The sequence below is a fragment of the Isoptericola halotolerans genome, assembly GCF_045689585.1.
GTDB lineage: Bacteria > Actinomycetota > Actinomycetes > Actinomycetales > Cellulomonadaceae > Isoptericola > Isoptericola halotolerans_B.
Genome location: NZ_CP140108.1, coordinates 2,663,458 through 2,690,086 on the forward strand (window position 1 = coordinate 2,663,458; position 26,629 = coordinate 2,690,086).

Genomic DNA, 26,629 nt, shown 5'->3' on the forward strand with positions numbered 1-26,629 from the left:
CCGATGCGGGGATGATGGCCCCGTGAACGCCCTCACCCGCTCCGCCCTGCCGGCCGCCCGCCGGATCGTCGTCAAGATCGGCTCGTCGTCGCTGACGCGACCGGACGGGCACCTCGACGTGGCGGCGCTGCGCGCCCTGGTGGACGTGCTCGCCGCGCGTCGGTCGCAGGGGCAGGAGGTCGTGCTCGTCACCTCGGGCGCGATCGCCGCGGGCATCGGCCCGGCGGGCCTGACTGCTCGGCCGCGCGACCTGGCCACCATGCAGGCCTGCGCGATGCTCGGCCAGGGGCAGCTCGTGGCCCGGTACAGCGAGGCCTTCGCCGCGCACGGGCTCCAGGTCGGGCAGGCGCTGCTGACGGCCGAGGACACGGTGCGCCGCGTGCGGTACCGCAACGCGCAGCGCTCGCTGGAGAAGCTGCTCGCCCTGGGCGTGGTGCCGGTCGTCAACGAGAACGATGCCGTGACGATCGACGAGCTGCGCTTCGGCGACAACGACCGGCTCGCCGCCCTCGTCTCGCACCTGGTGCGTGCCGACGCGATGGTGCTGCTCACCGACGTCGACGGCCTGCACGACGCCCCGCCGAGCCGCCCGGGCGCCCGGCGGATCGCTCACGTGGCCGACCTGAACGACGTCGCCGGCGTGGAGGTGACCGCACGGGGGAGCGCCGTCGGCACCGGTGGGATGGTCACGAAGCTGGAGTCGGTGCGGATCGCCACCCAGGCCGGGGTCCCCGTGGTCCTCACCGCCGCGCGGAACGTCGCTGCGGCGCTGGCCGGGGACGACGTCGGCACGTTCTTCGCCGCGGGCCGCAAGCGCACGACGGCCCGCCGCCTGTGGATCGCCCACGCGGCACGCGCGGCCGGTGTGCTGCACCTGGACGCCGGAGCCACGCGCGCCGTGCTCGGCGGACGGGCCTCGCTGCTGCCCGCGGGGATCACGCGCGTCGAGGGACAGTTCGACGCCGGTGACCCTGTCGAGCTGGTCGGCCCGGACGGTGCGGTGGTCGCCCGGGGCCTCGTCGCGTACGACGCCGCCGAGCTCCCGCCGTTGCTGGGACGGTCCACCTACGAGCTGCGCGACGACCTGGGCGAGGGCTACGACCGTGAGGTGGTGCACCGGGACGATCTCGTGCTCGAAGGGCGGAACGGCCTGTCCTCGACCGGCCCGGCGTCGTAGTCTCGGGGGCATGACCACGACGTTCGGCACCACACCGCCCACGACGCCCGGCACCGCGCGACCGCAGCCGGACGCCGAGGTCGCGGCGGCCGTCCAGGACGTCGCCCGTCGTGCGCAGACCGCGTCGCGGACGTTGGCCACTGCTACCCGTGGCGAGAAGGACGCGACGCTCCACGCCCTCGCGGACGCGCTCGTGGCGGCGTCGGCGGAGATCGTGGCGGCGAACGCCGAGGACGTGACGCGCGGGCGTGAGAACGGCATGAGCGACGGCCTGCTCGACCGCCTGGCCCTCACCGGCGACCGCGTCGTGGCGATCGCCGACGCCCTGCGCGAGCTCGCGGGGCTGCCCGACCCGGTGGGGGAGGTCGTGCGCGGCAGCACGTTGCCCAACGGGTTGCGGATGCGTCAGCTCCGGGTGCCCATGGGGGTGGTCGGCATGATCTACGAGGCGCGCCCGAACGTGACCGTGGACGCCGCGGGGCTCGCGCTGAAGTCCGGCAACGCGGTCGTCCTGCGCGGCGGCAGCGCGGCGGCCTCGTCCAACACGGTCATCGTGGACGTGATGCGCCGGGCGTTGGAGGCGCGGGGGCTGCCGGCGGACCTCCTGCAGTCGATCGACCGGTTCGGCCGGCCCGGCGGAGTGGCGCTCATGCAGGCACGGGGGCTCGTCGACCTCCTGGTGCCGCGCGGGGGTGCGGATCTGATCCGGACCGTCGTGGAGCAGTCGACCGTGCCGGTCATCGAGACCGGCACGGGCAACGTGCACGTCTACGTCGACGCCACGGCGGACGTACCCACGGCGGTCGAGATCGTCATGAACGCCAAGACGCAGCGCGTCGGGGTGTGCAACGCCGCGGAGACGCTGCTCGTGCACGCCGACGTCGCGGAGAGGTTCCTGCCCGCCGCGCTGGCTGCGCTCGGCGGCGCCGGAGTCGTCCTGCACGGTGACGAGGGGACGCGCGCCCAGGCTCCCGAGAGCGTCGAGATCACCCCGGCGACCGACGACGACTGGGCCACCGAGTATCTCGCGGCCGAGCTCGCGGTACGGGTGGTGGGTTCGTTGGACGAGGCGATCGAGCACATCCGCACGTGGAGCTCCGGGCACACCGAGGCGATCGTCACACAGGACCTCGCCGCGTCCGAGCGCTTCGTGGCCGAGGTCGACTCGGCCGCCGTGATGGTGAACGCCTCGACCCGGTTCACGGACGGCAACCAGCTCGGCATGGGCGCGGAGATCGGCATCTCCACCCAGAAGCTGCACGCGCGGGGGCCGATGGGGCTGGCCGAGCTCACCACCACCAAGTGGGTGGTGCACGGTGACGGTCACGTACGGCCCTGATCGTCCGTCGTGAGAGACTGTGCCCCGACCCGACCCGACCACCCTTGAGGAGCCATCGTGCTGCACACCGCCGTCCAGGTTGCCGAGGAAGCCGCCGAGCACGCGTCGACCGGGATCTCGCCCATCTTGCTGGGCGTGCTCGCCTTCGGTGGCTTCGTCGTGGCGCTGCTCGCGACGTTCGCCTTCCGCAACGCCAGCAACAAGCACTGAGCGGTCCGCCGACCGGTGAGCCAGCAGCGTCGTCCCCGCATCGGGGTGATGGGTGGGACCTTCGACCCCATCCACCATGGGCACCTCGTGGCGGCGAGCGAGGCGGCCGCGCTGCTCGGCCTCGACGAGGTGGTCTTCGTCCCGACGGGCAAGCCCAGCTTCAAGCAGGACACCCGCGTGTCCCCGGCCGAGCACCGCTATCTCATGACGGTGATCGCCACGGCGTCGAACCCTCGGTTCACCGTGAGCCGGGTCGACATCGACCGGCCGGGGCTGACCTACACGGTCGACACGCTGCGGGATCTGCGTCAGGATCGTCCGGACGCCGACCTGTACTTCATCACGGGTGCGGACGCGATCGAACAGCTCCTGACCTGGAAGGACGCGGGGTCGCTGTGGGAGATGGCCCACTTCGTGGCCGTCACCCGGCCTGGCCACCGGCTCACGGTCGACGGGCTGCCGTCGGAGGGCGTCACGACGCTCGAGGTGCCGGCGCTCGCGATCTCGTCCACGGACTGCCGTCGACGCGCGGAGGCGGGTCAGCCGGTCTGGTACCTGGTGCCGGACGGCGTCGTTCAGTACATCGCCAAGCACGGTCTGTATCGAGGTCTCGATGAGTGACAACACGTCCCGGCCGCTGACGCGCCGGGAGATCCGCGAACGCGAGCAGGCCGCCGCCGAGGCGGCGGCCCGGCAGGCTTCCCCCGGTGGCTCGGCTCCGGTCCCCGGTGCGGGCCCGGCCGCTTTCGGGCGCGGCGCGCCCAGCGCGTCCTCGCCGCCGGCCGCGCCGCCGGCACCTGGCACCGGCCCGGCACCCTCGCGGCGATCCATGCGGGAGCAACAGGGTCCGCCGCCCGCCCCGGCAGCGGCCCCGGCGCCGACCGTCCGGCCCCCGTCGACGTCCGGTGGCGTCCGCGGACTCGACGAGACGGGCCGGCTGGCACCCGTCCGCCGGACCGGCAGCGAGCCGAGCGCCTCCTCGGCGCCGTCGGCGTCCGCTCCGCCGGCTCCCGCCCCGTCGGCACCGCCGAGGACGCCGACGCGCACCTCGATGCGATCGCCGTCGCCGTCGCCGTTCTCGCCGGCCGAGAGCGGCCCGCCGACGCCGTCGCGTCCCGCGGCCGGTCCGGGGGACCAACCGCCGCGCCCGCCGTTCGGTGGTGCGTCGTCCTCGCGCGCCGGCTCGCCGCCGGCCGGACCGTCGGGCGCAGAACCCGTCCCCTCACCGTTCGACGGCGCGAGCCCCAGCCGCCGCTCGGCCTACGCCTCCGGCGCTCCGACGCCGACGAGGTCGCCGGCGACGCCGGCCCCCGCCCCGCCGACGCCGTCACGGAGCGCGCCGGCGTGGCCCGGAGCCTCGAGTCCGTCGGCAGGCGGCTCGGCGTCGGCGGCAGACCCCGACGCGACGGCTGTGGCTCCCGCGCTGCCCTGGGGCACCGCAGGTCCGGGCGCTGCCGCACCCGGACCGGCGGCTCCCGAGCCGGCGCGTGCCGCACCGGCGCCGTCGCACCACGAGGCCGGAGCGTCGCCGTTCGCCGCCGTCGTCGGTCAGGGGCAGTCCGCGCGGATCGATCTCGCCCCCGACGCCGACGAGGACGAGGAGTGGGACGAGGCGGAGCCGTCCTACACCTGGCTGCACTACATCGTGCTGGTCGTCGTGGCGTTCGTCCTGGGCCTGCTGCTGTGGAACCTGCTCCTCGACGGCCCGGGTGACGAGGACTTCGCCACCGAGGAGGCCGCCGCACCCGTCGCGACGTCTGCCGCGGCGTCCGACGAGGGAGGACCGCGATGACCGCGACGGAACGGGCCGTCGACCTCGCGATCGTCGCGGCGCGTGCCGCCTCGGGCCGCAAGGCGCAGGAGATCATCGCCCTCGACGTCAGCGAGCAGCTCGTCCTCACGGACGTCTTCCTCATCGCCTCCGGGACGAACGAGCGTCAGGTGGTCGCCGTCGTCGACGCTGTCGAGGAGGCCATGCTCGCCGCCGGCGCCAAGGCGATCCGGCGGGAGGGCAAGGCCGAGGGACGATGGGTGCTGCTCGACTTCGGTGACGTCGTCGTGCACGTCCAGCACGCGGAGGACCGCGTCTACTACGCCCTCGAGCGCCTCTGGAAGGACTGTCCGGCGGTCGAGCTCCCCGAGGACGCGCGGGGCGGCGACGGCGCCGCGGCCCGTGCCGAGTTCGGCGAGAGCTCGTCGGACGGCACGATCCACCTCGGCGGGATGTGAGCGAGGCGTGACAGCCGGGACCATCGTGCTGCTGCGCCACGGCCGCACCGCGTACAACGCGGCGATGCGGTTGCAGGGGCAGATCGACATCCCGTTGGACGAGGTGGGCCGGTGGCAGGCCGCCGAGGGGGCCGCGGCCCTCGTCGCCTCGCACCGTGCCAGCCGGATCGTGTCCTCCGACCTCGTCCGTGCGGTGGACACCGCCAGCGCCTACGCGGCGCTCGTGGGCGCGCCGGTGACCACGGACCCGCGGCTGCGCGAGCGCTCGTTCGGGCGGTGGGAAGGCCTCACGCCCGAGGAGATGGCGGCGGGGTGGCCGGCCGAGCGGGACGAGTGGCGCCGCGGCGGCGAACCGCGGGGCATCGGTGCGGAGACCAAGGTCGAGGTGGCCGCCCGCATGGTCGACGCGGCCCTCGAGCACGCGGAGGAGCTCGGCGGTGACGAGTGTCTCGTGGTGGTCTCCCACGGCGCGGCGATCTCGCTGGCCATCACCGGGCTGCTCGGGCTGGACGCCGCCGGCTGGCGAGGCATCTCCGGGATGAACAACGTGCACTGGTCCCACCTGCACCGATCCGCGCAAGGGGCCGTGCCCGAGTGGCGGCTCGTGGCCCACAACGTGGGTGCCGGCTACCCCTTGGACCGTTGGCAGGCGGGACCGCACGTGGATTTGGAGCCTGAGCCGAAGTCTGCCTAAGATATCTCCGTTCCCGGGGGGCGCAAGCCCGCAGGAATTGCACGAACATCCCGAATCCGACGCTCGCGTCAGGTTCACGGGGCTGTGGCGCAGCTGGTAGCGCATCTGCATGGCATGCAGAGGGTCAGGGGTTCGAGTCCCCTCAGCTCCACCGAAGAAGAACGACGAAGGCCCTGCCGCGAGGTGGGGCCTTCGTCGTGTCTCGGCCGCGTTGGAGCGAGGCCCCGGGGCTCAGCGCCGGCCCGACGCGGGAGACCTTGTCCAGCGGAGCGTCAGGACGGCTCGAGGAGCACGGTGCCCGCCGTGCCGTCGACGGTGACGGGACGTCCGTCGAGAATCGTGGTGGTGGCGTCGCGGACCCCCAGGGCTGCAGGGATGCCTTGCTCCCGCGCGACGATCGCGGCATGGCTGAGCGCTCCGCCCGCCTCGGTGACGACGCCCGCCGCGACCCGGAACAGCGGCGTCCAGGCAGGGTCGGTGTCGCGGCAGACCACGACGTCGCCGGGGCGCACCCGGGGGATGTCGGACGGGCCGTGCAGCACGCGTGCCGTCCCGGAGGCCACGCCGTGCGAACCGGGTGTGCCGGCCAAGAGCCGCCCCTGCGGATCAGAGGCGGCGGTGTGCCACGGGGGGAGTGGTGCGGTGATCGGTCTGGCCTGGAGCACCCAGAGCGTGTTGCCTGCGAGCGCCCACTCGATGTCCTGCGGCTGGCCGAGCTCGGACGCGACCCGGCGGCCGAGGTCGGTGAGCTCGCGGGCGGTGCCGTCGTCGAGCGAGAGGGTGGCGCGGTGGCCCGAGGGGACGGGCCGTGTCGTGAGGCCGCCGACGAGCCGGTCCCTGTCCATGCGTGTCGCCTTGCTCCCGAGAGCGTGTCGGACGGCGCCGTCGGGCGCCACCAGGTAGGTGTCCGGGGTGACCGTCCCGCCCACCGTGCTCGGACCCAGGCCCCAGGACGCCTCGATCCGGGTGCGGGCCTCGGTGGGCGTGGGCGTGAACAGCACGCCGGAGGTGTCGGCATCGACCAGACGCTGCACCAGCACCGCCATGGCGGGACGGTCCTGAGCAGTGCGGCCGGAGGGTGCTGACGCCCAGCAGGTGCGGAGCGCGTCCATGACCGCCGTCGCTCCCTGGACGGCGAGGACGGTCCTGTAGCGTCCGGCACGACGAACCCGTCCGGGACGGGCAGGCCCGCACGCAGCAGCGTGGCCAGTGCGGCGGCCTTGTGGCCGCATGTCGAGGAGTCGGCCCGGGCGAGCGAGGTGAGCATGTCGATTCAACAATCCGTTGACAATGATCTGTTGATTCTGCAGGATGTCTCGCATGGAAGGCAAGAACGACCGGGACCACGAGCCGGACGACGACCAGCGGCAGGCTCGCCGGGAGCACCGTGCGCAGGAGCGACTCTCCGCCCTGGCGGCGGGACACCTCGAGCCCCGTCCGTGGAGACCGCATCCCCTGCCGCCGGCTGCCGGGGACCTCGTCCAGCTCGCCCTGTGGCGGTCGTCCGACCTGGGGGCCGAGGACCTGCTCAGTGCGCTCACCTTGCTGCCCGCCGCCCGCGCCGAGGTCGACGGTCTCGAGGCCGGGCTGCTCTTCACCGCGCGCAGCGCGGGGCTGACGTGGGCGCAGATCGCCGAGGCGATGGGCTACCGGTCCCCCCAGGCCTGCCAGCAGCACTTCACGCGGCTCGTCGCCCGGCAGGGCGAGAGCTCGTGAGCCGTCCGCCGACGGCGCTGCCGGTGCTGCACGGGGTGCGCCTGCTCGGCTTCGCCGACGCCCTCGCGGTCGCCGGTCGTGCCGGCCTCGACCTCGACGGCACGACCAGGGAGCTGCATGACGCGGCTCGTCGCGGCTGGGTCCAGCACACCTCCTTCGCCGACCTGGAGGGCTGGTCGCTGACCCGGACCGGCAAGGCCGAGAACGAGCGGCTGCTCGCTCGACAGCGCGTCGAAGCCGACCCTGACGGCGTGATCGCGGCCGGACACCGCGCGTTCCTCCCGCTCAACGCGCGGCTGCTGCGGGCCTGCACCGACTGGCAGCTCAGGCCCACCGGCTCCGGCCGGTTGGTGCCCAACGATCACACCGACCCCGGGTGGGACGCGCGCGTCCTGGGCGAGCTCGCAGCTCTCGCGACGGATCTGGCGCGGTTGGTCGAGGGCCTGGCCGGCGTGCTCGCACGTTTCGGCGGCTACGACGTCCGTTTCGCGACGGCGCTGCGTCGTGCGCAGGCCGGCCGGAGCGAGTGGGTCGACGGCAGCGGCATCGACTCCTGCCACCGCGTCTGGTCCCAGCTGCACGAGGACCTGCTCGCCACGCTGGGCATCGACCGGCGCGACGAGACCTGAGCCGCGCCCGGTCGGCCCGAGCAGGGTCGGTCAGCCCTCGCGGATCGTCATCCGGCTGATGCTGTCGCCGTCGACGTCGAAGGCGAAGCTGCTGCGCCCGTTGGCGTGGTTGCTCCGCCAGTCGCCGACGACGGTGACGACGTCACCGTCGTCCGAGACCTCCTCCGGGGTGAGGATGCCGCGGGCGCCGATGAACTCCTCGTCGCTCCACTTCTTGATGGCTGCGCGTCCGGTGAAGACTCGCCCCCAGTCGTCCACCGCTCCCTCGGGTGTGAACGCGTCGAGGAAGCCGTCCTCGTCGTGGTGGTTGACGGCGTCGATGAACGACGCGACGGGTGCGGGGATCTGCAGCTCGGTCATGGTGCCTCCTGCGGTCGTGGGCGTCGTGCCGACGGTACCGCCGCGCGGCGGACCAGGCCCGTCGCCCGCGCGGGCTGCTGGGACGTCAGCGCCGCGGCGGCGCACGATGTCGCCGCGGTAAATCCTGAGCCACATCTGTTGACAGCCCCCAGGGGGACACGTAGAAGTGGTCAATGGAGGCGTTCGAGAAGTGGGAATCCGAGATCCGCGGCTACAGCCGCACGTACCCGACGGTCTTCGCGTCGGCATCCAACGCCCGGCAGGTCGATGAGGCCGGGCGCAGCTATGTGGACTTCTTCGCCGGTGCAGGAGTCCTGAACTTCGGGCACAACAACCCGCGCATGAAGCGCGCGATGATCGAGTTCCTCGAGGCCGACGGCGTGGCGCACAGCCTCGACATGGCGACCACGACCAAGCGCGACTTCATCGAGAAGTTCGTCGAGACCGTCCTGGTCCCGCGCGACATGACGATGAAGATGCAGTTCATGGGCCCGACCGGGACGAACGCCGTGGAGGCGGCGCTGAAGCTCGCCCGGCGGGTCACCGGCCGCCGCGACGTGGTGGCGTTCACGCACGGGTTCCACGGGATGACGCTCGGGGCGCTGGCCGCCACCGCCAACGACTACTTCCGCAACGCGGCGGGCGTGCCGCTGGACCACGTGGTGCGGCTGCCGTTCGAGACGGCGCCGGGCGGGGGTGTGGCGGCGCTGGAGGACTTCCGGGCGCTGGTCGCCGACGCGTCCAGCGGCTTCGTCCCGCCGGCGGCGTTCCTCGTCGAGACGATCCAGGCCGAGGGCGGCGTCAACGTCGCGAGCGCCGAGTGGTTGAGGGCCGTCCAGGACCTGGCGCACGACGTCGGCGCGCTGTTCATCGTCGACGACATCCAGGTCGGGTGCGGCCGCACCGGCAGCTACTTCAGCTTCGACGGCATGGGGCTGGACCCGGACATCGTGTGCCTGGCCAAGGGCATCGGCGGGTTCGGGACGCCGCTGGCGATGAACCTGGCCAAGCCCGAGCACGACGCGCACTGGTCCCCTGGGGAGCACACCGGGACGTTCCGCGGCCAGGGGCTGTCGTTCGTGGCGGGGCGCGAGGCGCTGACGTACTTCGACGACGACGTGCTCATGGACGAGGTCCGGGCCAAGGGCGCGCGCATCGAGAGCGCGCTGCGCTCGCTCGCGGACGACGTCGGCGCCGGTGTCGGTGTGCGCGGCCGGGGCATGATCCAGGGTCTCGACGTGGGCGACGGCGCCGTGGCGAAGGCCGTGGTCGCCGACTGCTTCGCCCAGGGCATGCTCATCGGTGCGTGCGGCAGCGGGGGTCGGGTGCTCAAGCTCATCCCGCCGCTGACGATCTCCGACGAGGACCTCGACGAGGGGCTCCAGATCCTCGACAAGGCAGTACGACACGCTCTCTGACCTGACCGCCAGGAGGCCGGGATGAACCCACGCGACGACATGACGTTCCCGTTCGAGGAGTACGAGCGGCGGGTCGGCGAGCTGCGCCGGCGCATGGCCGACCGGCTCCTGGACGCGGTGGTGATCACCGACCCCGAGAACCTCATGTACCTCACCGACTACCAGACGACGGGGTACTCGTTCTTCCAGGCGCTGGTCGTCCCGCTGGACGCCGAACCGTTCATGATCACGCGGGCGATGGAGGAGTCGAACGTCCACGCGCGCACCTGGGTCGAGAAGACCCGGCCCTACCCGGACACCGGGGACGCCATCCAGGGCCTCGTCCAGGCGATGCGTGAGTTCGGGCTGCACACCAAGGAGGTCGGGTACGAGCGCAACAGCTACTACTTCCCGGCCTACCACCAGGATTACATCCACGCGACGTTCACCGAGGGGCGCCTGCTCGACTGCTTCGGCATCGTCGAGGAGGGGCGGGTGTGCAAGTCGCCCGCCGAGATCGCGATCATGCGCAAGGCGGCCCAGGCGACGGAGGCCGGCATGCGCGCGGGTCTCGAGGCATGCGCGGCCGGGGTGACGGAGAACGACATCGCCGCGGAGATCAGCTCGGCGATGTTCCGGGCGGGGGGTGAGTTCCCGGCGGTCATGCCGTACGTGACCTCCGGACCGCGCAGCATGATCGGGCACGCGACCTGGGAGGGCCGGACGGTGCAGCCGGGCGAGCACGTCTTCCTGGAGGTCGGTGGGTGCTTCCGCCGCTACCACACCGCCATGATGCGGACCGCCGTCCTCGACGACCTCTCCGGCTCGATGCTCGAGGCGCAGGAGCGGATGAAGCTGGCACTCACGGAGGTGGAGGCGGCGATCCGCCCGGGCCTGACCGTCTCCGACGCCGACAACATCGTGCGCAGCATCATCAGCGACAACCGTGTGGGTGCCCGGCTGGTCACGCGGTCCGGCTACTCGATCGGCATCGCGTTCCCCCCGAGCTGGGACGAGGGCTACATCGTCAGCCTGAATCAGGGGAACCCGGCGATCCTGCGCGAGGGCATGACCTTCCACATCCTGCCGTGGATGTGGGGTGTCGACGGGGACAAGACCGTCGGCATCTCCGACACCGTCCACGTCACGGCCGACGGCTGCCAGTCCTTCTTCACGCTCGACAAGGACTTCACCGTCAAGCCGGAGCACGCCGCCGCCGTGGTGTCGCCGGAGCACGAGCACGAGGGCGCTACGCCCATCCGTCCCGAAGTCGCCTGAGAGGAGCACCCATGCTCACTGTGATCGATCCCAGCACCGGCGAGGTCGTCCGCGAGATCACCCCGGCCGGCGCCGCCGAGGTCGAGTCTCTGCTCGCCGCGGCGGAGGCCGCGCGCGCGAGCTGGGTGGACCGCGGCCTGGACGGTCGAGCACAGGTGCTCCGCGGGGTGGCGGCCCGGCTGCGGGCACAGGTCGAGGAGCTGGCGCCCCTGATGACCGAGGAGATGGGCAAGCCGATCGGCGAGGCGCGCGGTGAGGTGGAGAAGGCGGCGTGGTGCTTCGAGCACTACGCCCAGCACGGGGCCGAGTACCTGGCGCCGCAGACCATCGAGTCGGACGCCACCCACAGCTACGTGCAGCACCTTCCGCTCGGGACGGTCCTGGGGGTGCTGCCCTGGAACGCGCCCTTCTGGCTCGCCGCCCGGTTCGCTGCTCCGGCGTTGATGTCCGGCAACACGTGCCTGATGAAGCACGACCCCCACGTGCCCGGCTGCGCACGAGCCATCGCCCAGGTGGTGGCCGCAGAGCTCGAGTCCGTCGGCGCACCGTCGGGCGTCTTCGCCAACCTGCCGCTGGAGACACCCGCCGTGGCCGACGTCATCCGTGACCGTCGCGTCGACGCCGTGTCCTTCACGGGCTCGGCGAAGGGCGGTGCGGCTGTCGCGAGCGTGGCGGCCGGCGAGATCAAGCCGACGGTCCTCGAGCTCGGCGGCTCCGACCCGTGCATCGTGCTGGCCGACGCCGACCTGGACGCGGCGGCCGACACCATCACGCTGTCCCGCATCATCAACGCCGGGCAGTCGTGCATCGCCGCCAAGCGCATCATCGTCGAGTCGTCCGTCTACGACGACCTGGTGGGACGTCTGCGGATGCGGCTCGAGAAGCTGACGGTGGGTGACCCGCGCTCGGAGGGTACCGACGTCGGTCCGATCGCCCGCGCCGACCTGCGCGACGGTCTGCACCGGCAGGTCACCGAGACGGTCGCCGCCGGCGCCCGCCTGCTGCTGGGCGGTGAGATGCCGGACGGCCCCGGCTTCTTCTACCCCGTGACGATGCTCGCCGACGTCACCGAGTCCATGACGGCGTGCCGCGAGGAGACGTTCGGCCCGGTGATGGTCGTGATGGAGGCGGCGGACGAGGAGACGGCGCTCGCGCTGGCGAACCGGACCGACTACGGTCTGGCGGCGTCGGTCTGGTCGACACCGGAGCGGGGCGAGGCGATGGCCGGCCGGATCGCCGCCGGGCAGGTCGCGGTGAACGGCATCGTCAAGACCGATCCGCGCCTGCCCAGCGGTGGGGTCAAGGGGTCCGGCTACGGGCGCGAGCTCGGGCCGCACGGGATCCGCGAGTTCGTCAACGCTCAGCAGGTGTGGGTCGGGCCGCGGCGCGACTGAACCGGCACGGAGTCCGCGGCGGTCAGGGCTTGGGCACGCTCGTCACGGTGGTCAGCAGGAACACGGAGTCCTCGAGCGCCAGCACGGCATGCCGGTCGTGGGTGAGGACGCGCAGCTCCCCGGCCGAGATCTCGTCGTGCCCGTCGGCCACGGTGACGCGCAGCCGGCCGCGGAGCACGAGGACCGAGGCTGCCGGCGGCGCGTTGTGCTCACCGAGCTCCGTGCTCTCCGCCAGGGCCAGGACGGTCTGGCGGAGCGTGCCGTCGTGGACGAGCACCTCGGCGCTGCGCCCGTTCTCGGCGGCTCGAGCCTTCGCGAGGTGGACCGAGGTCAGGGCCTCGAGGTTGGACATGGTCCCTCCGTTCGTCGCCGCCCTTGGATGCTATCGGCCTTCCGCCGGCCGTGGCAGCCGGACGAGACCGTGTCTCGGGAGCCGTGTCGGCCTCGTCCTGCCGGGAGACACCGGGTAGGTTGCAGGAGTTTCGACCACAGGAGGTCCGAGCCCGTGCTGATCGGTGTCCCACGCGAGTCGCGTCCCGGTGAGCGGCTCGTCGCCGGCACCCCCGCCACCGTCGAGAAGCTCGTCGCCCGGGGGTACGACGTCGTCGTCGAACAGGGCGCGGGGGAGCGCGCGAGCTGGCAGGACGCGGCGTACGTCGCGGCGGGGGCGCGCCTCGGCGACCGCGGCCAGGTCTGGGCCGCCGACGTCGTCACCTGCGTCAACGCGCCGTCGGGCGACGAGCTGGACCTCCTGCGCCCCGGTGCGGTGCTGGTCTCCCAGCTCGCGCCGGCGGCGCGACCCGAGCTGACGGACGCCCTGGCCGAGCGCCACGTGACGGCGCTCGCGCTCGACGCCGTGCCCCGCATCTCCCGGGCGCAGGCGCTCGACGTCCTGTCCGCGCAGTCCAACGTGGCGGGATACCGCGCCGTGGTGGAGGCGGCGGAGGAGTACGGAGGCATGTTCACCGGCCAGGTGACAGCGGCGGGGACGACGCCCCCGGCGACGGTCTTCGTCATCGGTGCGGGCGTGGCGGGGCTCGCGGCGATCGGCACCGCGTCGTCGCTCGGTGCCCGGGTCCGGGCCTTCGACGTGCGCCCCGAGGTGGCCGAGCAGATCGAGTCCCTCGGCGCCACCCCCGTCCAGGCGGCGGGCGCGGCTCAGGAGGTCAGCGCCGACGGGTACGCGAGCGTGCTGAGCGAGGACCAGGAGGCCGCGACGCGACGGACCTACGCCGCCGAGTCCGCCGCGGCGGACGTCGTCATCACCACAGCCCTGGTGCGGGGCACCGCACCGACGACGATCACCGCCGAGATGGTCGCCGCGATGCGGCCCGGGTCCGTGATCGTGGACCTGGCGGCGCCCGGAGGCGGGAACTGCGAGCTCACGGTGCCGGGCGAACGGGTGGTGAGCGACAACGGCGTCGTCGTGCTCGGCTACACGGACCTGCCGGGTCGCATGCCGCAGCACACGTCCCAGCTCTTCGGCACGAACGTCGTCAACCTCGTCGCGCTCCTGACACCGGCGGGGGACGGCCGCCTGGTGATCGACCTCGACGACGCCGTCGTGCGGGGCATGGCGCTCACCCGGGACGGCGAGGTGCTCTGGCCGCCGCCGCCGGTCCAGGTCTCGGCCGCGCCGCCCGCACCCGCGCCCGAGCCGCCGCCCGCCGGGCCGAGTCCGGAGGAGCTGGCCGTCGCGCAGCGGGCACGGACACGACGCCGCGGCGTGCTCACCGTCGTCGCCGCGGTCCTGACCGGGCTCGCGATCGCGGCCTCACCGCCCGACACCGTCGGCCACGTCACGGTGTTCGCCCTCGCCGTCGTGGTGGGCTTCTACGTCATCTCCGCGGTCCCGCACGCGCTGCACACCCCGCTGATGGCCCAGACGAACGCGATCAGCGGCATCATCCTGGTCGGCGCGCTGCTGCAGATCGGCGTCGACGACTGGCTGGTCACGTCCCTGGCCGTCGTCGCCGCCACGCTGGCGTCGATCAACGTGTTCGGCGGGTTCCTCGTCGCGCACCGCATGATCCGCATGTTCCGCAAGGACGCGACCGGTGTCGTGGCCACGGGGGAGGTGGCCCGATGACGGTGCTGTCGGTCGTGCAGGCCACCTACGTGATCTCCGGGATCCTGTTCATCGGTTCGCTCGCCGGCCTGTCCCGGCAGGAGTCCGCCCGGCGCGGGAACGTGCTGGGCATGCTCGGCATGACCTTGGCGCTGATGGCCACCGTCGCCCTGGCCCTCGAGCGGTCCGAGCGTCCGTGGCAGGTGACGTCCGGCCTGATCCTCGTGGTGCTCGTCGTCGGCGCGACCGTGGGCACGTGGCGCGTGCGCAAGGTCGAGATGACGCAGATGCCGGAGCTCATCGCGCTCCTGCACTCCTTCGTCGGCCTGGCGGCGGTGCTGGTCGGGTTCGGGTCGTACCTCACGGAGCCGGCCTCGGACACGGTGCACCTGGTCGAGGTCTTCCTGGGGATCCTCATCGGTGCCGTGACCTTCACCGGGTCGATCGTCGCGAACCTCAAGCTGGCGGCACGGATCCGCTCCGCGCCGCTGCGGCTGCCGGGCCGCAACCTCGCCAACCTCGGCCTCGTCCTCGCCGCGGCGGCCCTGCTCGCCTGGTTCCTGACCGCCTCGGGCACGGGGTCGGGCGACCAGGCGCTCACCGCGCTGGTGCTCGTGGCCGTCGTGGCGCTGGCGCTGGGTTGGCACCTGGTGGCCTCCATCGGCGGCGGTGACATGCCGGTCGTGGTCTCGATGCTCAACTCGTACTCCGGCTGGGCCGCCGCCGCGGCGGGCTTCATGCTCGGCAACGACCTGCTCATCATCACCGGCGCGCTGGTCGGGTCGTCCGGCGCGATCCTGTCGTACATCATGTGCCGCGCGATGAACCGGTCGTTCGTCTCGGTGATCCTCGGAGGGTTCGGGACCGAGCCCGGGACGGTCGCCGCCGGCGTCGAGGGCGAGCACCGCGAGACCTTCGCGGCGGACGTCGCCGCGCAGCTGACGGCGGCGTCGTCGGTGGTGGTCGTACCCGGCTACGGGATGGCCGTGGCCAAGGCGCAGTACCCGGTAGCCGACCTCACCGAGAAGCTCCGGGCCCGCGGGGTGCAGGTCCGGTTCGGGGTGCACCCCGTGGCGGGCCGGCTCCCCGGACACATGAACGTCCTCCTGGCCGAGGCGAAGGTGCCCTACGACGTCGTGCTCGGCATGGACGAGATCAACGGCGACCTGCCGGACACCGACGTCGTCCTCGTCGTCGGGGCCAACGACACGGTCAATCCCGCGGCCCAGGAGGACCCGGGCTCACCGATCGCCGGCATGCCCGTGCTCGAGGTCTGGAAGGCCCGCGAGGTGGTCGTGTTCAAGCGGTCCATGGCCACCGGCTACGCCGGGGTGCAGAACCCGCTGTTCTTCCGGGAGAACACCGCCATGGTCTTCGGCGACGCGAAGGATCAGGTGGAGATGATCATCCAGGCGCTGTGACCGGCGTCGGCGCTACCCTCGGGCGATGACCAACCGCACGCACGGACCCCTGTTCGCCGTCGTCGGCCCGGGCGCGGTCGGCGGACTCGTCGCCGCGTTCCTGCAGCGCGCCGGGCACGAGGTCGTGCTCGTCGGCCGGCCGGGGACCGCCCGGCGGGTGTCGGAGCACGGCCTGGAGATCGTCACGGACCGCTACGGCGACTGGCACGCCCCGCTGCGGGCGACGACGACCGTGCCCCGTGGTGCGTGCGTGCTCGTGGCGGTCAAGGCCGAGGGGCTCGCCGCCGTCGTCGGGTCCGTCGCGGCGGCCCGTCCGCGGGAGGTGCTCTCGCTGCTCAACGGCGTGGAGCACATGGCGACGCTGCGCGGTGCCCTCGCGGTGGACGGCGACGGCGGAGGTCCGGGTGTGACGGCCGTGGCCGGGGCGTCCTACGCGGGCGAGACGCTGCGCACCGGGTCCGGCCCCGACACGGCGATGACCGTGCGCCACCGGGGCGACCTGCTGCGGATCACGGTCCCGGCGGCCGCTGCCGACCTGGACGTCGTCCGGGCGCTGCGAGACACCGACATCGAGGTCGCGACGGCGGGCAGCGAGGCCGAGGTGCTGTGGTCGAAGCTGCGGTTCCTGGCCCCGTTGGCGCTGCTGACGTCGGTTCACCGCACGGGCATCGGCGAGGCCCTGGACGCCGACCCGGCCCTCACCGCCGACGTGCTCGGCGAGGTGGCCGCGGTGGCGACGGCCGAGGGGGTGGCCACGACGCCGGACGACCTGCGGGCGATCCTGGGGGGCTTCCCGCCGACGATGCGGTCCTCGCTGCAGGCCGACCTGGCCGTCGGCCGGCTCGGAGAGCTCGACGCGATCGGGGGAGCGGTGGCCCGGTGCGGGGCGCAGCGCGGTGTGCCCACCCCGACGATCGAGCGGACGGTCGACCGCCTGCACCGCGGCGTCGGCTGACCGACCGAGCGCTCAGGAGCGGGAGTCGGCGCGGGACTCGTAGACGCTGGCGGGGACCACACCGCCGTTGCGGGCGGCGAGCTCCGCGGCGGACAGCTCGGACGCCGCGTCCGCCGTGGTGTCGATCTCGCGCGCGTCGGCCGGGACCCCGTCGAGGCTCGGCATCATCGTGGCGAGCTGGGGACGCCACCGCGTGAAGCGGTCCGGGAAGCACCGGGACATCAGGTCCACCATCGCGGAGACGGCGGTCGAGGCGCCGGGGGAGGCGCCGAGGAGTCCCGCGATCGAGCCGTCGGCGGCCGAGACGATCTCGGTGCCGAACTGCAGGACGCCCTTGCCGTCGGCGTCGCGCTTGATCACCTGCACACGCTGTCCCGCGGTGATGGTCTCCCAGTCCTTGGGGTGTGCCGTGGGCATGAACTGCTGCAGGGCGTGGAACTTGGTCTCGGGCGCGGCGACGAGCTGGCCGACGAGGTACTGGGTCAGGTCGAGGTTCTTCAGGCCGGCGCCGAGCATCGAGGTGAGGTTGTGCGCGCGCAGCGACGTGACCAGCCCGAGGTACTTGCCCTTCTTGAGGTACTTGGGGCTGAACCCGGCGTACGGGCCGAACATCAGGTAGCTCTTGCCGTCGACGACGCGGGTGTCCAGGTGCGGCACGGACATCGGCGGCGCGCCGACGTCGGCCTTGCCGTACACCTTGGCCTGGTGCTGGGCGACGAGCTCCGGGTCGTCGGTGCGCAGGAACTCGCCGGAGATCGGGAAGCCGCCGAAGCCCTTGATCTCCGGGATGCCGGCCGACTGGAGCAGCGGCAGGGCACCGCCACCCGCACCGACGAACACGAAGCGGGCCTTGAGCGTGGACATCCGCTGCGGGGCGTTCCACGAGCGGTCCTTGACGCGCAGGCGCCAGCCGCCGTCGCGGGTGCGCTTCAGCGAACGGACCTCGTGCTGGAGCTGGAGCTCGGCGCCGTTCGCGACGAGACCGTCGACGAGCTGGCGGGTGAGGTTGCCGAAGTCGACGTCGGTGCCGGCGGCGGACCGCGTCGCGGCGATCGGCTCGCCCGCGTCGCGCTCGGTGGTGAGCAGCGGTGCCCAGCGGCCGATCTCGGCCCGGTCCGTCGAGAGCTCGAGGTCGCGGAAGAGCGGGTGCGCGCTGAGCGCCTCGTGGCGGCGGCGCAGGTACTCGACGTTCTTCGTGCCACGCACGAACGTCATGTGCGGGGTCCGGCTGACGAACGAGGAGTCCGCGAGACGGCCGGTGGCGAGCAGGTGGTTCCAGAGCTCGCGCGAGGTGTGGAACTGCTCGTTGATCGTCACCGCCTTGGAGACGTCGATCGTGCCGTCCGGCCTCTCGGGCGTGTAGTTCAGCTCGCAGAGCGCGGCGTGCCCGGTGCCGGCGTTGTTCCACGGGCTGGACGACTCGAGCGCGACGGCGTCGAGACGCTCGATGATGCGGATCGACCATGTCGGCTCGACCTGCTGGATCAGCGTCCCGAGGGTGGCGCTCATGATGCCGCCGCCGATGAGGACGACGTCGACGGCGTCGGATGAGCCGTTGCTGGAGGCCGTAGCACGCGTAGTCACCACGCCATGCTACGACGCTGGTGAAAAGTGTCACAAAGAATGAGAGCAAGGTCACAGGGCCCCTGACCTGCAGTGATGCAGGTCACACCACGCGTCGACGGGTGGCCAGGTCAGCGGCTCAGGGCCAGAGCAGCTCCTTGGTCCAGGCCGGTCGGTGCGCGTCGCCGGTGCGGTAGCGCACGCGCGTCTGACCGGTCCCGGTGCCCGACTGCCAGAACTCGGCCTCGACAGGGGCGAGGTGCCACGCGGTCCACGTCGGGGCGACCAGGTCGGGTGCGGCGCGGACCCGGTCCAGCGCCTCGGCCCACGCGGCGCGGTGCTCGTCCAGGGCGCGCAGCACCTGGCTCTGGCGGCCGACGAGCCCGGCCGCGCGCGAGGCGTCGGGGCGGGCGCGGAAGTCCTCGGCACCGGCGCCGGGGTTCGCGGTCACCGGGCCGCTCAGGCGTACCTGGCGTCCGGTCTCCCGCCACAGGAAGGTCAGGGCCGCCCGCGGGTCGGCCGCCAGGTCGACTCCCTTGGGGCTCGTGGCATGCCCGGCGAACCACCACCCCTCGGCGGTGAGGTCCTTGAGGATCACCGTGCGCGCGTGCACCGCGCCGTGCCCGTCCGACGTCGACAGGGTCATCGCGTGCGGGGCCGTCGCCCCGGCGGCGACGGTCTCGTCGAACCACTGCTCGAACAGCCGGTGCGGTGTCGGGGCAGGTCGTCGAGGTCCTCGACCTCCCAGGCGGGCAGCCCCTCGGGGAGCACGGGCAGGGCGCGCAGACGCTCGCGGAACGTGGTCACGGGTCCTCCGGTGCGGCGGCTCGTCGGGGCTCGCGGTCGGCGAGCATCGCGACGACCATACCCACCTCGCCTGCCGCACCTGCCGCACCTGCCTCGCGGTGTGCCGGCAGTCCGCGCGACCGGTTGTGGCCCGAGCCAGGGGGCGGAAAGATGTCACCGACCGCCGGGCGACAGGAGGACCGAGATGAGGGACGAGCCCGGCACCGCGCCGGTCCGCACGGACGGCGTCCGGATCGCCCGCCGGCCCGGCACCGGCGAGCTGGCGTCCGTCGCGTCGCTGTTCCCCCCGGAGCCGCCACCGACGAGGACGCGTGACCTGATGGACCACCTCGACGCGCGTCGCGTCCAGACGGCTCTGCTCGCCGCCGCACTGATCCTGGCGCTGGTCGCCTCGGTCGGCGTCGCCGTGCTCTGGTCGGCCAACCGCAAGCTCGCCGGCGAGGTCGAGTCCGCCGTCGCCCAGGCGGAAGCCGTGCGGACGGAGTCGGCGCGGCTGCGCGCCACGGTCGAGGAGGGCCCGGACCCCGAGACGGTCGACGCGCTCGTGGGGCGCGTCGAGAACGTCGAAGCCTGGACCGGGTTCCCCGCCGACGGCGCCGCCGGGACCGCGGACCTGCAGACGCGGCTGCTCGAGGTCTCGAACGGGATCGACAGCCTCGAGACGAATCTCCAGCACGGCCTCGGCACGGTCCGCAGCGACCTCGCGAGCGTCCGCGCCGATCTGGACGGCGGCCAGGACACCCCGACGGTCGCCGACCTCGACGCCCTGCGCCAGGAGCTCGACGGGCTCCGCGGGGCCGTGGACGGGGTGCGACAGGACGTCGGCACCCTGTGCTGGGCGCTCGCCTACCGCACCGACGTCGCGGCCTCCTGCTGAACGTGCCTCAGAAGTAGTCGCGGACGTGCACGTCGCCGCCGCGCCACAGGGCGTCCCACACCCGGTCGTGGTCCGACGGCCCGGACAGGTGGCCCGCCAGGCGCAGGCTCGCGGTCGACGCGGCACCGGCATAGCTGACGGCGAGCCCGGCCGAGGTGAAGGTCGGCCGGTCGGGCGCCCCCGCCGTCGGCGCACGCCACGGGTCCGCGCGGAGGTGCGCCACGCCGTCGCGGTCCGCGACCAGCGTCCACGCGCCCTCGAGGTCGGGGGTGCGCGGGTCGACGACGGCGAACGGCACGCACGCCTCCAGCGGCGGCAGGTGGGCGGAGCCCAGCGCGCCGGCGACGTCCAGCAGCCGCAGCATGTACGGGCGGCTCGTGGTGGTCGCGGCGTGGTCGGGCAGCACGAGCCGGCTCGGGTCGGCCCCCGTCCATCCGCCCGACGTCGAGACCTGCACCGCACCGGCCACCGTCGTGAACGACCCGACCACACGCCACAGGGCCCGCGCGGCGTCCGGGGTGAGGGCGACCAGGTCGTCGACCTCGAGGCTGCCCGTCCCGTCGTGCGCCGAGCCCCGGTTCCAGCTCACGAAGCCCTGCACGCCCTCGTCGGGGCCGACGGCGAGGCTGACCCCGGTGTAGGGCGAGTCGGGACCGAACAGCTCGTCGGACTCGGCGGTGAAGGGCTTCTCCGCCCGGGTGAGCGGACCGTTCTGCGCCGCCGACCACGTGGCGTACACGGCCCGGACCGCCTCGAGGTCGGCGGGGGTGGCGCGCCGGGTGCGCACCCCGCTCGTCGGCGGTCGCACCGCGGCGAGCGCCGACATCGGCAGCCGGACCTCGTCGTACGAGCCGATCACCTCGTACCCGAGCCCGCGGTAGATCCCGGCTGCGCTCGGGTAGAGGGTCGAGACCACCTCGCCCTGGTCGCGTGCCTCGGCGAGCGCGGCGTCGAACAGCGGCCGGATCACGCCCTCGCCACGCCGTTCCGCGGCGACCGTCACCCCGGCGAACCCGGCCGTCGGGACCGCGGCACCGTGGAACCACGAGGTGAAGTGCCGCACGCCGAGCACGGCGACGAGCTCCGCCCCGGCCCAGGCCGACCAGGGGCGGACGTTCGGCGACGGCCAGGAGTCCGGGTCCGGGTCGGGGGCCCGGGCCGCGGGGGCGCCGAAGGCCTCGTCGCCGAGCCGTCGCGCCGCACGGACGTCGGCGAAGGTGGAGCGTCGGATGTCGAAGGTCACGCCATCACGCTAGTGACCCGCGGGCCGGAGTGCCGCCGGCGTCGCGCCACGGATGGCCGTGGCCCCCGCGCGGCCGTAGCGTGACGGGCGTGGACTCGCCCCTCCAGCGACGGGTGCTGCTCGTCGCGATCCTCGCCTCGTTCGTGTCGTTCCTCGACGGCACCGTGGTCAACGTGGCGCTGCCGGCGATCGCCGACGAGCTCGGCGGACCGGGCGAGGCGGGCCTGACGCTCCAGCAGTGGGTGGTGGACGGCTACCTCGTCACCCTGGGTTCCTTCATCCTCCTGGCCGGGTCTTTGTCCGACGTGCTGGGACGGCGTCGCGTGCTGTTCGTCGGGCTGCTCGGCTTCGCGGTGTCGTCGGCCCTGTGCGCGCTCGCTCCGACCGGCCCCGTGCTCGTCGCCGCGCGGCTGGCGCAGGGCGTGGCCGGCGCGCTGCTCGTCCCGAGCTCCCTGGCGATCATCATCTCGTCGTTCGACGGCCCGGCGCAGGCCCGCGCGATCGGTCGGTGGACCGCCTGGACCGGGACGGCGATGATCGTCGGCCCGTTCGTCGGGGGAGGGCTGGTCGACCTGGTCTCGTGGCGGTGGGTCTTCTGGATCAACCTGCCCGTGGTCGCCGTGACCCTCGTGCTGCTGCGCCGGGTACCGCCGTCGGGCCGTACGGTGGGTCGGCGCCTCGACCTGCCGGGGGCCGCGCTCGCCGCCCTGGGCCTGGCCTGCGCGGTGCTGGGGCTCATCGAGGAGATCTGGGTCGTGGTCGGCGTCGGCATCGTGCTGCTCGTGGCGTTCGTCCTCGTCGAGCGCCGGGCGCCGGACCCGATGCTGCCGCTGCGTCTCTTCGCGGTGCGGAACTTCGCGTGGGGGAACCTCGCCACGGCGGCCGTCTACGGAGCGCTGGCCTTCGGTGGGTTCGTGCTGTCCCTGTTCCTGCAGCAGGTCGCCGGGTACTCGGCGACCGCGGCGGGCGTGGCCCAGCTCCCGACGACGTTCGCGATGCTCGCGCTCTCGACGCGCTTCGGGGCGCTCGCGGGCCGCTACGGCGCGCGGTGGTTCATGACCGTGGGGCCGTTGGTCGCCGGGTGCGGCTTCCTGCTCATGCTCACCATGGACGCCGACGCCGACTACCTCACCCAGGTGCTGCCCGGGATCCTGGTGTTCGGCCTCGGTCTCGCGATCACCGTCGCACCGTTGACCGCGGCGATCCTCGGGGCCGTGCCGCCGTCGGACGCCGGGATCGCCTCGGCCGTGAACAACGCCGTCTCCCGGGTCGCGGGACTCGTCGTCATCGCCTTCGCCGGGGTCATCGTCGGCGGTGTGCTCGACGTGGACTCCTTCCACCGGGCGCTCGTGGTGACCGCGGCTCTGCTGGTGGCCGGTGGCCTGGTGAGCATGGTGGGTATCCGTGACGACGGCACGGAGCGGTCGGCGCGGGTGAAATGACGCGGCCGACGCGCTGACCGGCCCTTCCGTGGAGCAGCCACGTGCCGTCGACGGTTACGGTCGAGCGGTGACCGAGGACGAGATCATCGCGGGTGTCCGGCTCTGCCGGCCGGACGGGTCGCTGGACCCCGCCGCGGTGGGGTGGACCCGCGCCCCGTTGCACGACACCTCGGGCATCGGCCGCGGACGGCGCGGGCGGGACAAGCGGTGGGAGTACTGGGGGATCATCACCCCGACGCACGTCGTCGGCGTGACCACCGCCGCCCTCGACTACGCCGCCCTGCACCAGGTGTACGTGCTCGAGCGGTCCACCGGGATCGAGACGGACGAGGTGGTCGTGGCGCCCCTGTCCGGCACCGTCGAGCTGCCGGCCACCCTGGGGCAGGGACGGGTCCGCTCGCGCACCCGCCGGGTCGAGATCGCGGTCGACGACGCCGACGAGGGCGCCGACGGACCGTCCGGTACCCCGGGGACCCGGCTGCGGGCGCGGACCGCGGACGTCGAGCTGGACGTCGTCGTGGACCGGCCGGACGGCCACGAGGTGCTGGGCGTCGTCGTCCCCTGGTCCCCGCGGCGCTTCCAGTACACGCTCAAGGACGTCGGCCGCCCGGTACGCGGGACGTTGCGCGTCGACGGCGTCCTGCACGAGATCGGCGCCCCGGCGTGGGCCGTGCTGGACCACGGCCGGGGCCGCTGGCCGTACTCGGTCGCCTGGCAGTGGGGCGTGGGGAACGGCTCGGTGCGGGACGCCTCGGGGCGGGACCGCCGGCTCGGCCTGCAGCTCGGGGGGACATGGACCCGCCACGGCCCGACCACGGAGAACGCGCTGTTCGTCGACGGCCGGTTGGACAAGGTCCACGACGAGCTGGAGTGGTCGTTCGACCGGCACGCCTACCTGCGTCCCTGGCGGGTGCGGGGGGAGCGGCTGGACCTGTCGTTCGCCCCGTTCTTCGACCGTGTGAGCCGCACGAACCTCGGGGTCGTCGCGTCAGCGACGGACCAGTGCTTCGGCAGCTGGTCGGGCTGGGTCAGGACCGACGCCGGGGAACGGCTGGACGTGCACCGGATCGAGGGCTGGGCGGAGGACGTCCGTCAACGGTGGTGACGACGCGTCACGCGGCGCCGTCGTCGGTCGGGTTGCAGCGTGCGGCGAGCACGGCCATCAGGCCGACGTCGGGACGCCAGGGCTCGAGGTTCCACGTCTCCTTGTCCGGGGCGCCGAGGACGTGGCAGGTGAGCTGGTCGCGCATCGTCGTGGAGCCGACGTCGGGGTCTGCCGCCACCAGCTCGGTCCACACGAGCTCCTCGCCGGCGACGCCGGCCGTCCGTGCCCAGTCGGTCGGCGTGACGGCGAGCGACCGGCCACCCTCACGGTCGCCCCACGAGGTGGCCTCGACCGCCCGGCTCCCCAGGATCATGGTCGAGGTGACCGGCTCGTCGGCATCGAGCCGCACGGCGCCGCCGTCCGCCGCGGTGAGGCGGGCGCCGCCCGACGGGGTCGTCAGGGCCGCGACCGGTGTGCCGTCGTCGTCGTGGACGGTGACCGTCCCGTCGGCGTTCACGACGAGCGACCCGGTGTCCACGGCCAGGGACACCGGCGACCGGGGCCCTGCGCCCACGGTGAACCTGGTGGCGTCGTCGTCGGCCGTCACCTCGGCCGGCCCCACGGAGGTGACGACGAGGCCCACCCCGCCCGACCGGACCACCTCTTCGACCGGTGTCACCGAGGGCGCGGGCACGGGCACGGGCGCGGTGGCCGGTGCCGACGAGACCGACGCGGACGGGGGTACGGGTGCGCCGGACGTGCCGTCGTCGGGGGTGCAGGCGGCGAGCGCACCGACCAGCGCGAGCAGCAGGGCGATCGGCGGCTGAGGGGCGTCGCGGGACGGGCGGCGGCTGGACACGGGACCAGTCTGCGGCACCGTGCCTTGTCCGGACGGTGAGCAGCCCCTGGGAAATTCGGTGAGGTTCGCCTAACCTCACCCTATGAGTGCCTACAGGGGTCGCAGACCGGTCGAGCCGCACGTCCTCGTCGCCGAGGTGGTGTCCACCAAGCGGCTGTCGCCGAACCTGACCCGTGTCACGCTTGGCGGTGAGGGGCTCGCGCAGCTCACCCTCGGAGGCCACGACCAGTGGTTCCGGCTCTTCCTCCCGCGCCCCGGCCAGGACGCCATGCGGCTGCCGACCCGGACCTCGAGCCTCGGCTGGTACGCGCAGTACCTCGCCACCCCGCGCTCCCGGCGCCCGTGGGTGCGCAGCTACACGATCCGGGCCGCCCGCCCCGACCTGCACGAGATCGACGTCGACTTCGTCGTGCACGGCGGTGAGCCGGACGAGCCGCACGGCCCGGGCACCACCTTCGCCGAGACGGCCCGGCCCGGTGACGTCGTCGGCATCCTCGACCAGGGCATCGGCTACAACCCGCGCCACGAGCACGACTGGACGCTGCTCGTGGCGGACGAGTCGGGGCTGCCCGCCGTCGCGGGGGTCTGCGAGTCGCTGGCGGACGACGCCCGTGGCCTCGCGGTCGTGGAGGTGCCGACGGCGGACGACCGGCAGGACTTCCGCGTCCCGGACGGCGTCGAGCTGCTCTGGGTGGAACGGGACCGTGCGGACCCGGCCGCCGTCCCGGGGCAGGCCGCGCTCGCCGTCGTCCGGGACGCGCGGTTCCCGGCCGGTGACGTCTACGCCTTCGCGGCCGGGGAGTCCGGCCTCGCCACCGGTGTGCGCCGGCACCTGGTCAACGACCGGGGCGTCCCCAAGGCCCACGTCGACTTCGTCGGGTACTGGAAGCACGGCCGGGCGGCCCAGAGCTGACCCTGGACCGTCGGTCGGACGGACCGTCGGTCAGACCCGCACGACGATCTTGCCGCGCACGTGCCCGCCCTCGCTGGCGCGGTGCGCCGCGGCGGCGTCCGCGAGCTCGTAGGTCTCGGCGACCTCGACACGCAGCGTCCCGGCGTCGAGCATCGCGGCCAGGTCGTCCAGGTCGCCTGTCGACGGGCGCACCCACACGTACTGCCCGCCGTGCTCGTCACGCGCGGCCGGGTCGGTGATCGAGGTGATCGTCCCGCCGTCGGCCAGCACCGCGGCGGAGGTCGCCACCGCGTCGCCGCCGACGTAGTCGAGCGCCACGTCGACGCCGTCGGGCGCCAGCTCGCGCACCCGGTCGGCGAGGCCGTCGCCGTAGGTCACCGGCTCCGCGCCGAGGGACCGCAGGAACGCGTGGTTCGGCTCGCTCGCGGTACCGATCACCCGGGCGCCGAGCGAGCGGGCGATCTGCACCGCGAAGGCGCCCACGCCGCCCGCCGCGGCATGGACCAGCGCGGTGTGTCCGTCCCGGACGCCGGAACGCCGGACCGTCTGCAGCGCGGTGAGGCCCGCCAGGGGGACGGCTGCCGCCTCCTCGAACGTCAGGGAGCGCGGCTTGCGCGCCAGCGTGCGTACGGGCGCGGCCACGAGCTCGGCGAACGTACCGCCATGCACGACGTCGGTGCGCACGTACCCGTAGACCTCGTCGCCCACCTGGAGCTCCGGCGTGTCGAGACCCACCTGCTCCACGACGCCGGCGACGTCCCAGCCGGGCGTCACCGGGAACCGGGCGTCCAGCAGCCCGTCCAGATATCCCTCCCGGACCTTCCAGTCGACGGGGTTGACGGAGGTCGCGCGGACCCGGACCACGACGACGTCCGGGCCGGGGTGGGGGTCGGGGTGCTCGGTGAGCTCGAGGACGTCGGCGTCGCCGTACCGGCCGTAGGTGATTGCTCGCATGCCAGGGGAAACCGGCGACCCGGGCCAGCCATTCCGGGCCCCCGCCCGGCCGCCGTCGT

Annotated in this window: 28 protein-coding genes and 1 tRNA gene; 20 read left to right on the top strand and 9 right to left on the bottom strand. The window is 73.4% G+C overall.

Annotation, left to right across the window (positions count from 1 at the left end):
• Positions 1-22 precede the first annotated feature (22 nt).
• The 8 genes from proB (at position 23) to UQW22_RS12405 (ending at position 5,800) form a co-directional block, all read left to right on the top strand.
• On the top strand, positions 23-1,177 hold the full coding sequence (proB, locus tag UQW22_RS12370) for a glutamate 5-kinase (protein ID WP_407317279.1): 1,155 nt from the start codon (positions 23-25) through the stop codon (positions 1,175-1,177).
• Between the two features lie 10 nt (positions 1,178-1,187).
• Positions 1,188-2,516: a glutamate-5-semialdehyde dehydrogenase gene (locus UQW22_RS12375; RefSeq protein WP_407317280.1), complete on the top strand. Its 1,329-nt coding sequence runs from the start codon at positions 1,188-1,190 to the stop codon at positions 2,514-2,516.
• Between the two features lie 57 nt (positions 2,517-2,573).
• On the top strand, positions 2,574-2,726 hold the full coding sequence (locus UQW22_RS12380; RefSeq protein ID WP_407317282.1) for a hypothetical protein: 153 nt from the start codon (positions 2,574-2,576) through the stop codon (positions 2,724-2,726).
• Positions 2,727-2,741: 15 nt separating this feature from the next.
• Positions 2,742-3,347, top strand: coding sequence for a nicotinate-nucleotide adenylyltransferase (gene nadD, locus UQW22_RS12385; RefSeq protein WP_407317283.1), 606 nt, complete (start codon positions 2,742-2,744; stop codon positions 3,345-3,347).
• Positions 3,348-4,137: 790 nt separating this feature from the next.
• Entirely contained in the window at positions 4,138-4,518 is a 381-nt protein-coding gene (locus UQW22_RS12390; protein ID WP_407317284.1) for a hypothetical protein, read from the top strand.
• Complete coding sequence (gene rsfS, locus UQW22_RS12395) at positions 4,515-4,955, top strand: ribosome silencing factor (protein ID WP_407317285.1); 441 nt, start codon at positions 4,515-4,517, stop codon at positions 4,953-4,955. The genes UQW22_RS12390 and rsfS overlap by 4 nt, the downstream gene beginning before the upstream one ends.
• 7 nt (positions 4,956-4,962) lie before the next feature.
• Entirely contained in the window at positions 4,963-5,649 is a 687-nt protein-coding gene (locus UQW22_RS12400; protein ID WP_407317286.1) for a histidine phosphatase family protein, read from the top strand.
• Between the two features lie 78 nt (positions 5,650-5,727).
• Positions 5,728-5,800 (top strand) — tRNA-Ala (locus UQW22_RS12405).
• A 121-nt stretch (positions 5,801-5,921) separates the two neighbouring features.
• Here the strand turns inward: UQW22_RS12405 and UQW22_RS12410 are convergent.
• A complete protein-coding gene (locus UQW22_RS12410; protein ID WP_407317287.1) occupies positions 5,922-6,971 on the bottom strand; it encodes a PEP/pyruvate-binding domain-containing protein in 1,050 nt (349 codons plus the stop codon).
• Between UQW22_RS12410 and UQW22_RS12415 the strand changes: the two genes are divergently transcribed.
• Positions 6,970-7,365: an SANT/Myb-like DNA-binding domain-containing protein gene (locus UQW22_RS12415; RefSeq protein WP_407317288.1), complete on the top strand. Its 396-nt coding sequence runs from the start codon at positions 6,970-6,972 to the stop codon at positions 7,363-7,365. The two genes, UQW22_RS12410 and UQW22_RS12415, sit on opposite strands and share 2 nt — an antisense overlap.
• Positions 7,362-7,994 (top strand): transcriptional regulator, encoded by a 633-nt coding sequence (locus tag UQW22_RS12420; RefSeq protein WP_407317289.1) that lies wholly within the window; start codon positions 7,362-7,364, stop codon positions 7,992-7,994. The genes UQW22_RS12415 and UQW22_RS12420 overlap by 4 nt, the downstream gene beginning before the upstream one ends.
• A 30-nt stretch (positions 7,995-8,024) precedes the next feature.
• Here UQW22_RS12420 and UQW22_RS12425 read toward each other — a convergent pair whose 3' ends face one another.
• Positions 8,025-8,354 (bottom strand): nuclear transport factor 2 family protein, encoded by a 330-nt coding sequence (locus UQW22_RS12425; protein WP_407317290.1) that lies wholly within the window; start codon positions 8,352-8,354, stop codon positions 8,025-8,027.
• A gap of 173 nt (positions 8,355-8,527) precedes the next feature.
• On the opposite strand from UQW22_RS12425, the gene UQW22_RS12430 reads away from it, so the two are divergent.
• The 3 genes from UQW22_RS12430 to UQW22_RS12440 are packed head-to-tail and all read left to right on the top strand — an operon-like array spanning position 8,528 to position 12,423.
• A complete protein-coding gene (locus tag UQW22_RS12430) occupies positions 8,528-9,772 on the top strand; it encodes an aspartate aminotransferase family protein (protein ID WP_407317291.1) in 1,245 nt (414 codons plus the stop codon).
• Between the two features lie 21 nt (positions 9,773-9,793).
• A complete protein-coding gene (gene doeA / locus UQW22_RS12435; protein ID WP_407317292.1) occupies positions 9,794-11,029 on the top strand; it encodes an ectoine hydrolase in 1,236 nt (411 codons plus the stop codon).
• 11 nt (positions 11,030-11,040) lie between these two features.
• Positions 11,041-12,423 carry an aldehyde dehydrogenase family protein gene (locus tag UQW22_RS12440; protein ID WP_407317293.1) on the top strand — a complete coding sequence of 461 codons (1,383 nt, stop codon included), beginning with the start codon at positions 11,041-11,043 and terminating at the stop codon, positions 12,421-12,423.
• A 22-nt stretch (positions 12,424-12,445) separates the two neighbouring features.
• On the opposite strand, the gene UQW22_RS12445 is transcribed toward UQW22_RS12440, so the two are convergent.
• Positions 12,446-12,775: a cupin gene (locus UQW22_RS12445; RefSeq protein WP_407317294.1), complete on the bottom strand. Its 330-nt coding sequence runs from the start codon at positions 12,773-12,775 to the stop codon at positions 12,446-12,448.
• A gap of 153 nt (positions 12,776-12,928) precedes the next feature.
• Between UQW22_RS12445 and UQW22_RS12450 the strand changes: the two genes are divergently transcribed.
• The 3 genes from UQW22_RS12450 to UQW22_RS12460 are packed head-to-tail and all read left to right on the top strand — an operon-like array spanning position 12,929 to position 16,867.
• Complete coding sequence (locus UQW22_RS12450; RefSeq protein ID WP_407317295.1) at positions 12,929-14,512, top strand: Re/Si-specific NAD(P)(+) transhydrogenase subunit alpha; 1,584 nt, start codon at positions 12,929-12,931, stop codon at positions 14,510-14,512.
• Complete coding sequence (gene pntB, locus UQW22_RS12455) at positions 14,509-15,912, top strand: Re/Si-specific NAD(P)(+) transhydrogenase subunit beta (RefSeq protein ID WP_407317296.1); 1,404 nt, start codon at positions 14,509-14,511, stop codon at positions 15,910-15,912. The genes UQW22_RS12450 and pntB overlap by 4 nt, the downstream gene beginning before the upstream one ends.
• A gap of 25 nt (positions 15,913-15,937) precedes the next feature.
• A complete protein-coding gene (locus tag UQW22_RS12460) occupies positions 15,938-16,867 on the top strand; it encodes a ketopantoate reductase family protein (RefSeq protein WP_407317297.1) in 930 nt (309 codons plus the stop codon).
• A gap of 12 nt (positions 16,868-16,879) precedes the next feature.
• Here the strand turns inward: UQW22_RS12460 and mqo are convergent, their stop codons facing one another.
• The 3 genes from mqo to UQW22_RS12475 all read right to left on the bottom strand — a co-directional run bounded on the left by mqo (position 16,880) and on the right by UQW22_RS12475 (position 19,237).
• Complete coding sequence (gene mqo, locus UQW22_RS12465) at positions 16,880-18,451, bottom strand: malate dehydrogenase (quinone) (protein WP_407317298.1); 1,572 nt, start codon at positions 18,449-18,451, stop codon at positions 16,880-16,882.
• Positions 18,452-18,569: 118 nt separating this feature from the next.
• Complete coding sequence (locus UQW22_RS12470) at positions 18,570-19,076, bottom strand: pyridoxal 5'-phosphate synthase (protein ID WP_407317300.1); 507 nt, start codon at positions 19,074-19,076, stop codon at positions 18,570-18,572.
• A complete protein-coding gene (locus tag UQW22_RS12475) occupies positions 19,073-19,237 on the bottom strand; it encodes a hypothetical protein (RefSeq protein WP_407317301.1) in 165 nt (54 codons plus the stop codon). The genes UQW22_RS12470 and UQW22_RS12475 overlap by 4 nt, the downstream gene beginning before the upstream one ends.
• Positions 19,238-19,421: 184 nt before the next feature.
• Between UQW22_RS12475 and UQW22_RS12480 the strand changes: the two genes are divergently transcribed.
• Positions 19,422-20,114: a hypothetical protein gene (locus UQW22_RS12480; RefSeq protein WP_407317302.1), complete on the top strand. Its 693-nt coding sequence runs from the start codon at positions 19,422-19,424 to the stop codon at positions 20,112-20,114.
• Between the two features lie 7 nt (positions 20,115-20,121).
• Here UQW22_RS12480 and eis read toward each other — a convergent pair whose 3' ends face one another.
• Entirely contained in the window at positions 20,122-21,357 is a 1,236-nt protein-coding gene (gene eis / locus UQW22_RS12485) for an enhanced intracellular survival protein Eis (RefSeq protein ID WP_407317303.1), read from the bottom strand.
• Between the two features lie 80 nt (positions 21,358-21,437).
• Between eis and UQW22_RS12490 the strand changes: the two genes are divergently transcribed.
• Together UQW22_RS12490 and UQW22_RS12495 are read left to right on the top strand one after the other, a co-directional pair.
• Complete coding sequence (locus UQW22_RS12490) at positions 21,438-22,799, top strand: MFS transporter (RefSeq protein ID WP_407317304.1); 1,362 nt, start codon at positions 21,438-21,440, stop codon at positions 22,797-22,799.
• A gap of 67 nt (positions 22,800-22,866) precedes the next feature.
• Positions 22,867-23,904, top strand: a complete 1,038-nt coding sequence (locus tag UQW22_RS12495; RefSeq protein WP_407317305.1) for a DUF2804 domain-containing protein — start codon at positions 22,867-22,869, stop codon at positions 23,902-23,904.
• Positions 23,905-23,911: 7 nt separating this feature from the next.
• Here the strand turns inward: UQW22_RS12495 and UQW22_RS12500 are convergent, their stop codons facing one another.
• A complete protein-coding gene (locus tag UQW22_RS12500) occupies positions 23,912-24,703 on the bottom strand; it encodes a DUF2599 domain-containing protein (RefSeq protein WP_407317306.1) in 792 nt (263 codons plus the stop codon).
• A gap of 82 nt (positions 24,704-24,785) precedes the next feature.
• Between UQW22_RS12500 and UQW22_RS12505 the strand changes: the two genes are divergently transcribed.
• On the top strand, positions 24,786-25,616 hold the full coding sequence (locus tag UQW22_RS12505; RefSeq protein WP_407317307.1) for a siderophore-interacting protein: 831 nt from the start codon (positions 24,786-24,788) through the stop codon (positions 25,614-25,616).
• 30 nt (positions 25,617-25,646) lie between these two features.
• On the opposite strand, the gene UQW22_RS12510 is transcribed toward UQW22_RS12505, so the two are convergent.
• Entirely contained in the window at positions 25,647-26,570 is a 924-nt protein-coding gene (locus UQW22_RS12510; protein WP_407317308.1) for an NADP-dependent oxidoreductase, read from the bottom strand.
• Positions 26,571-26,629 lie beyond the last annotated feature (59 nt).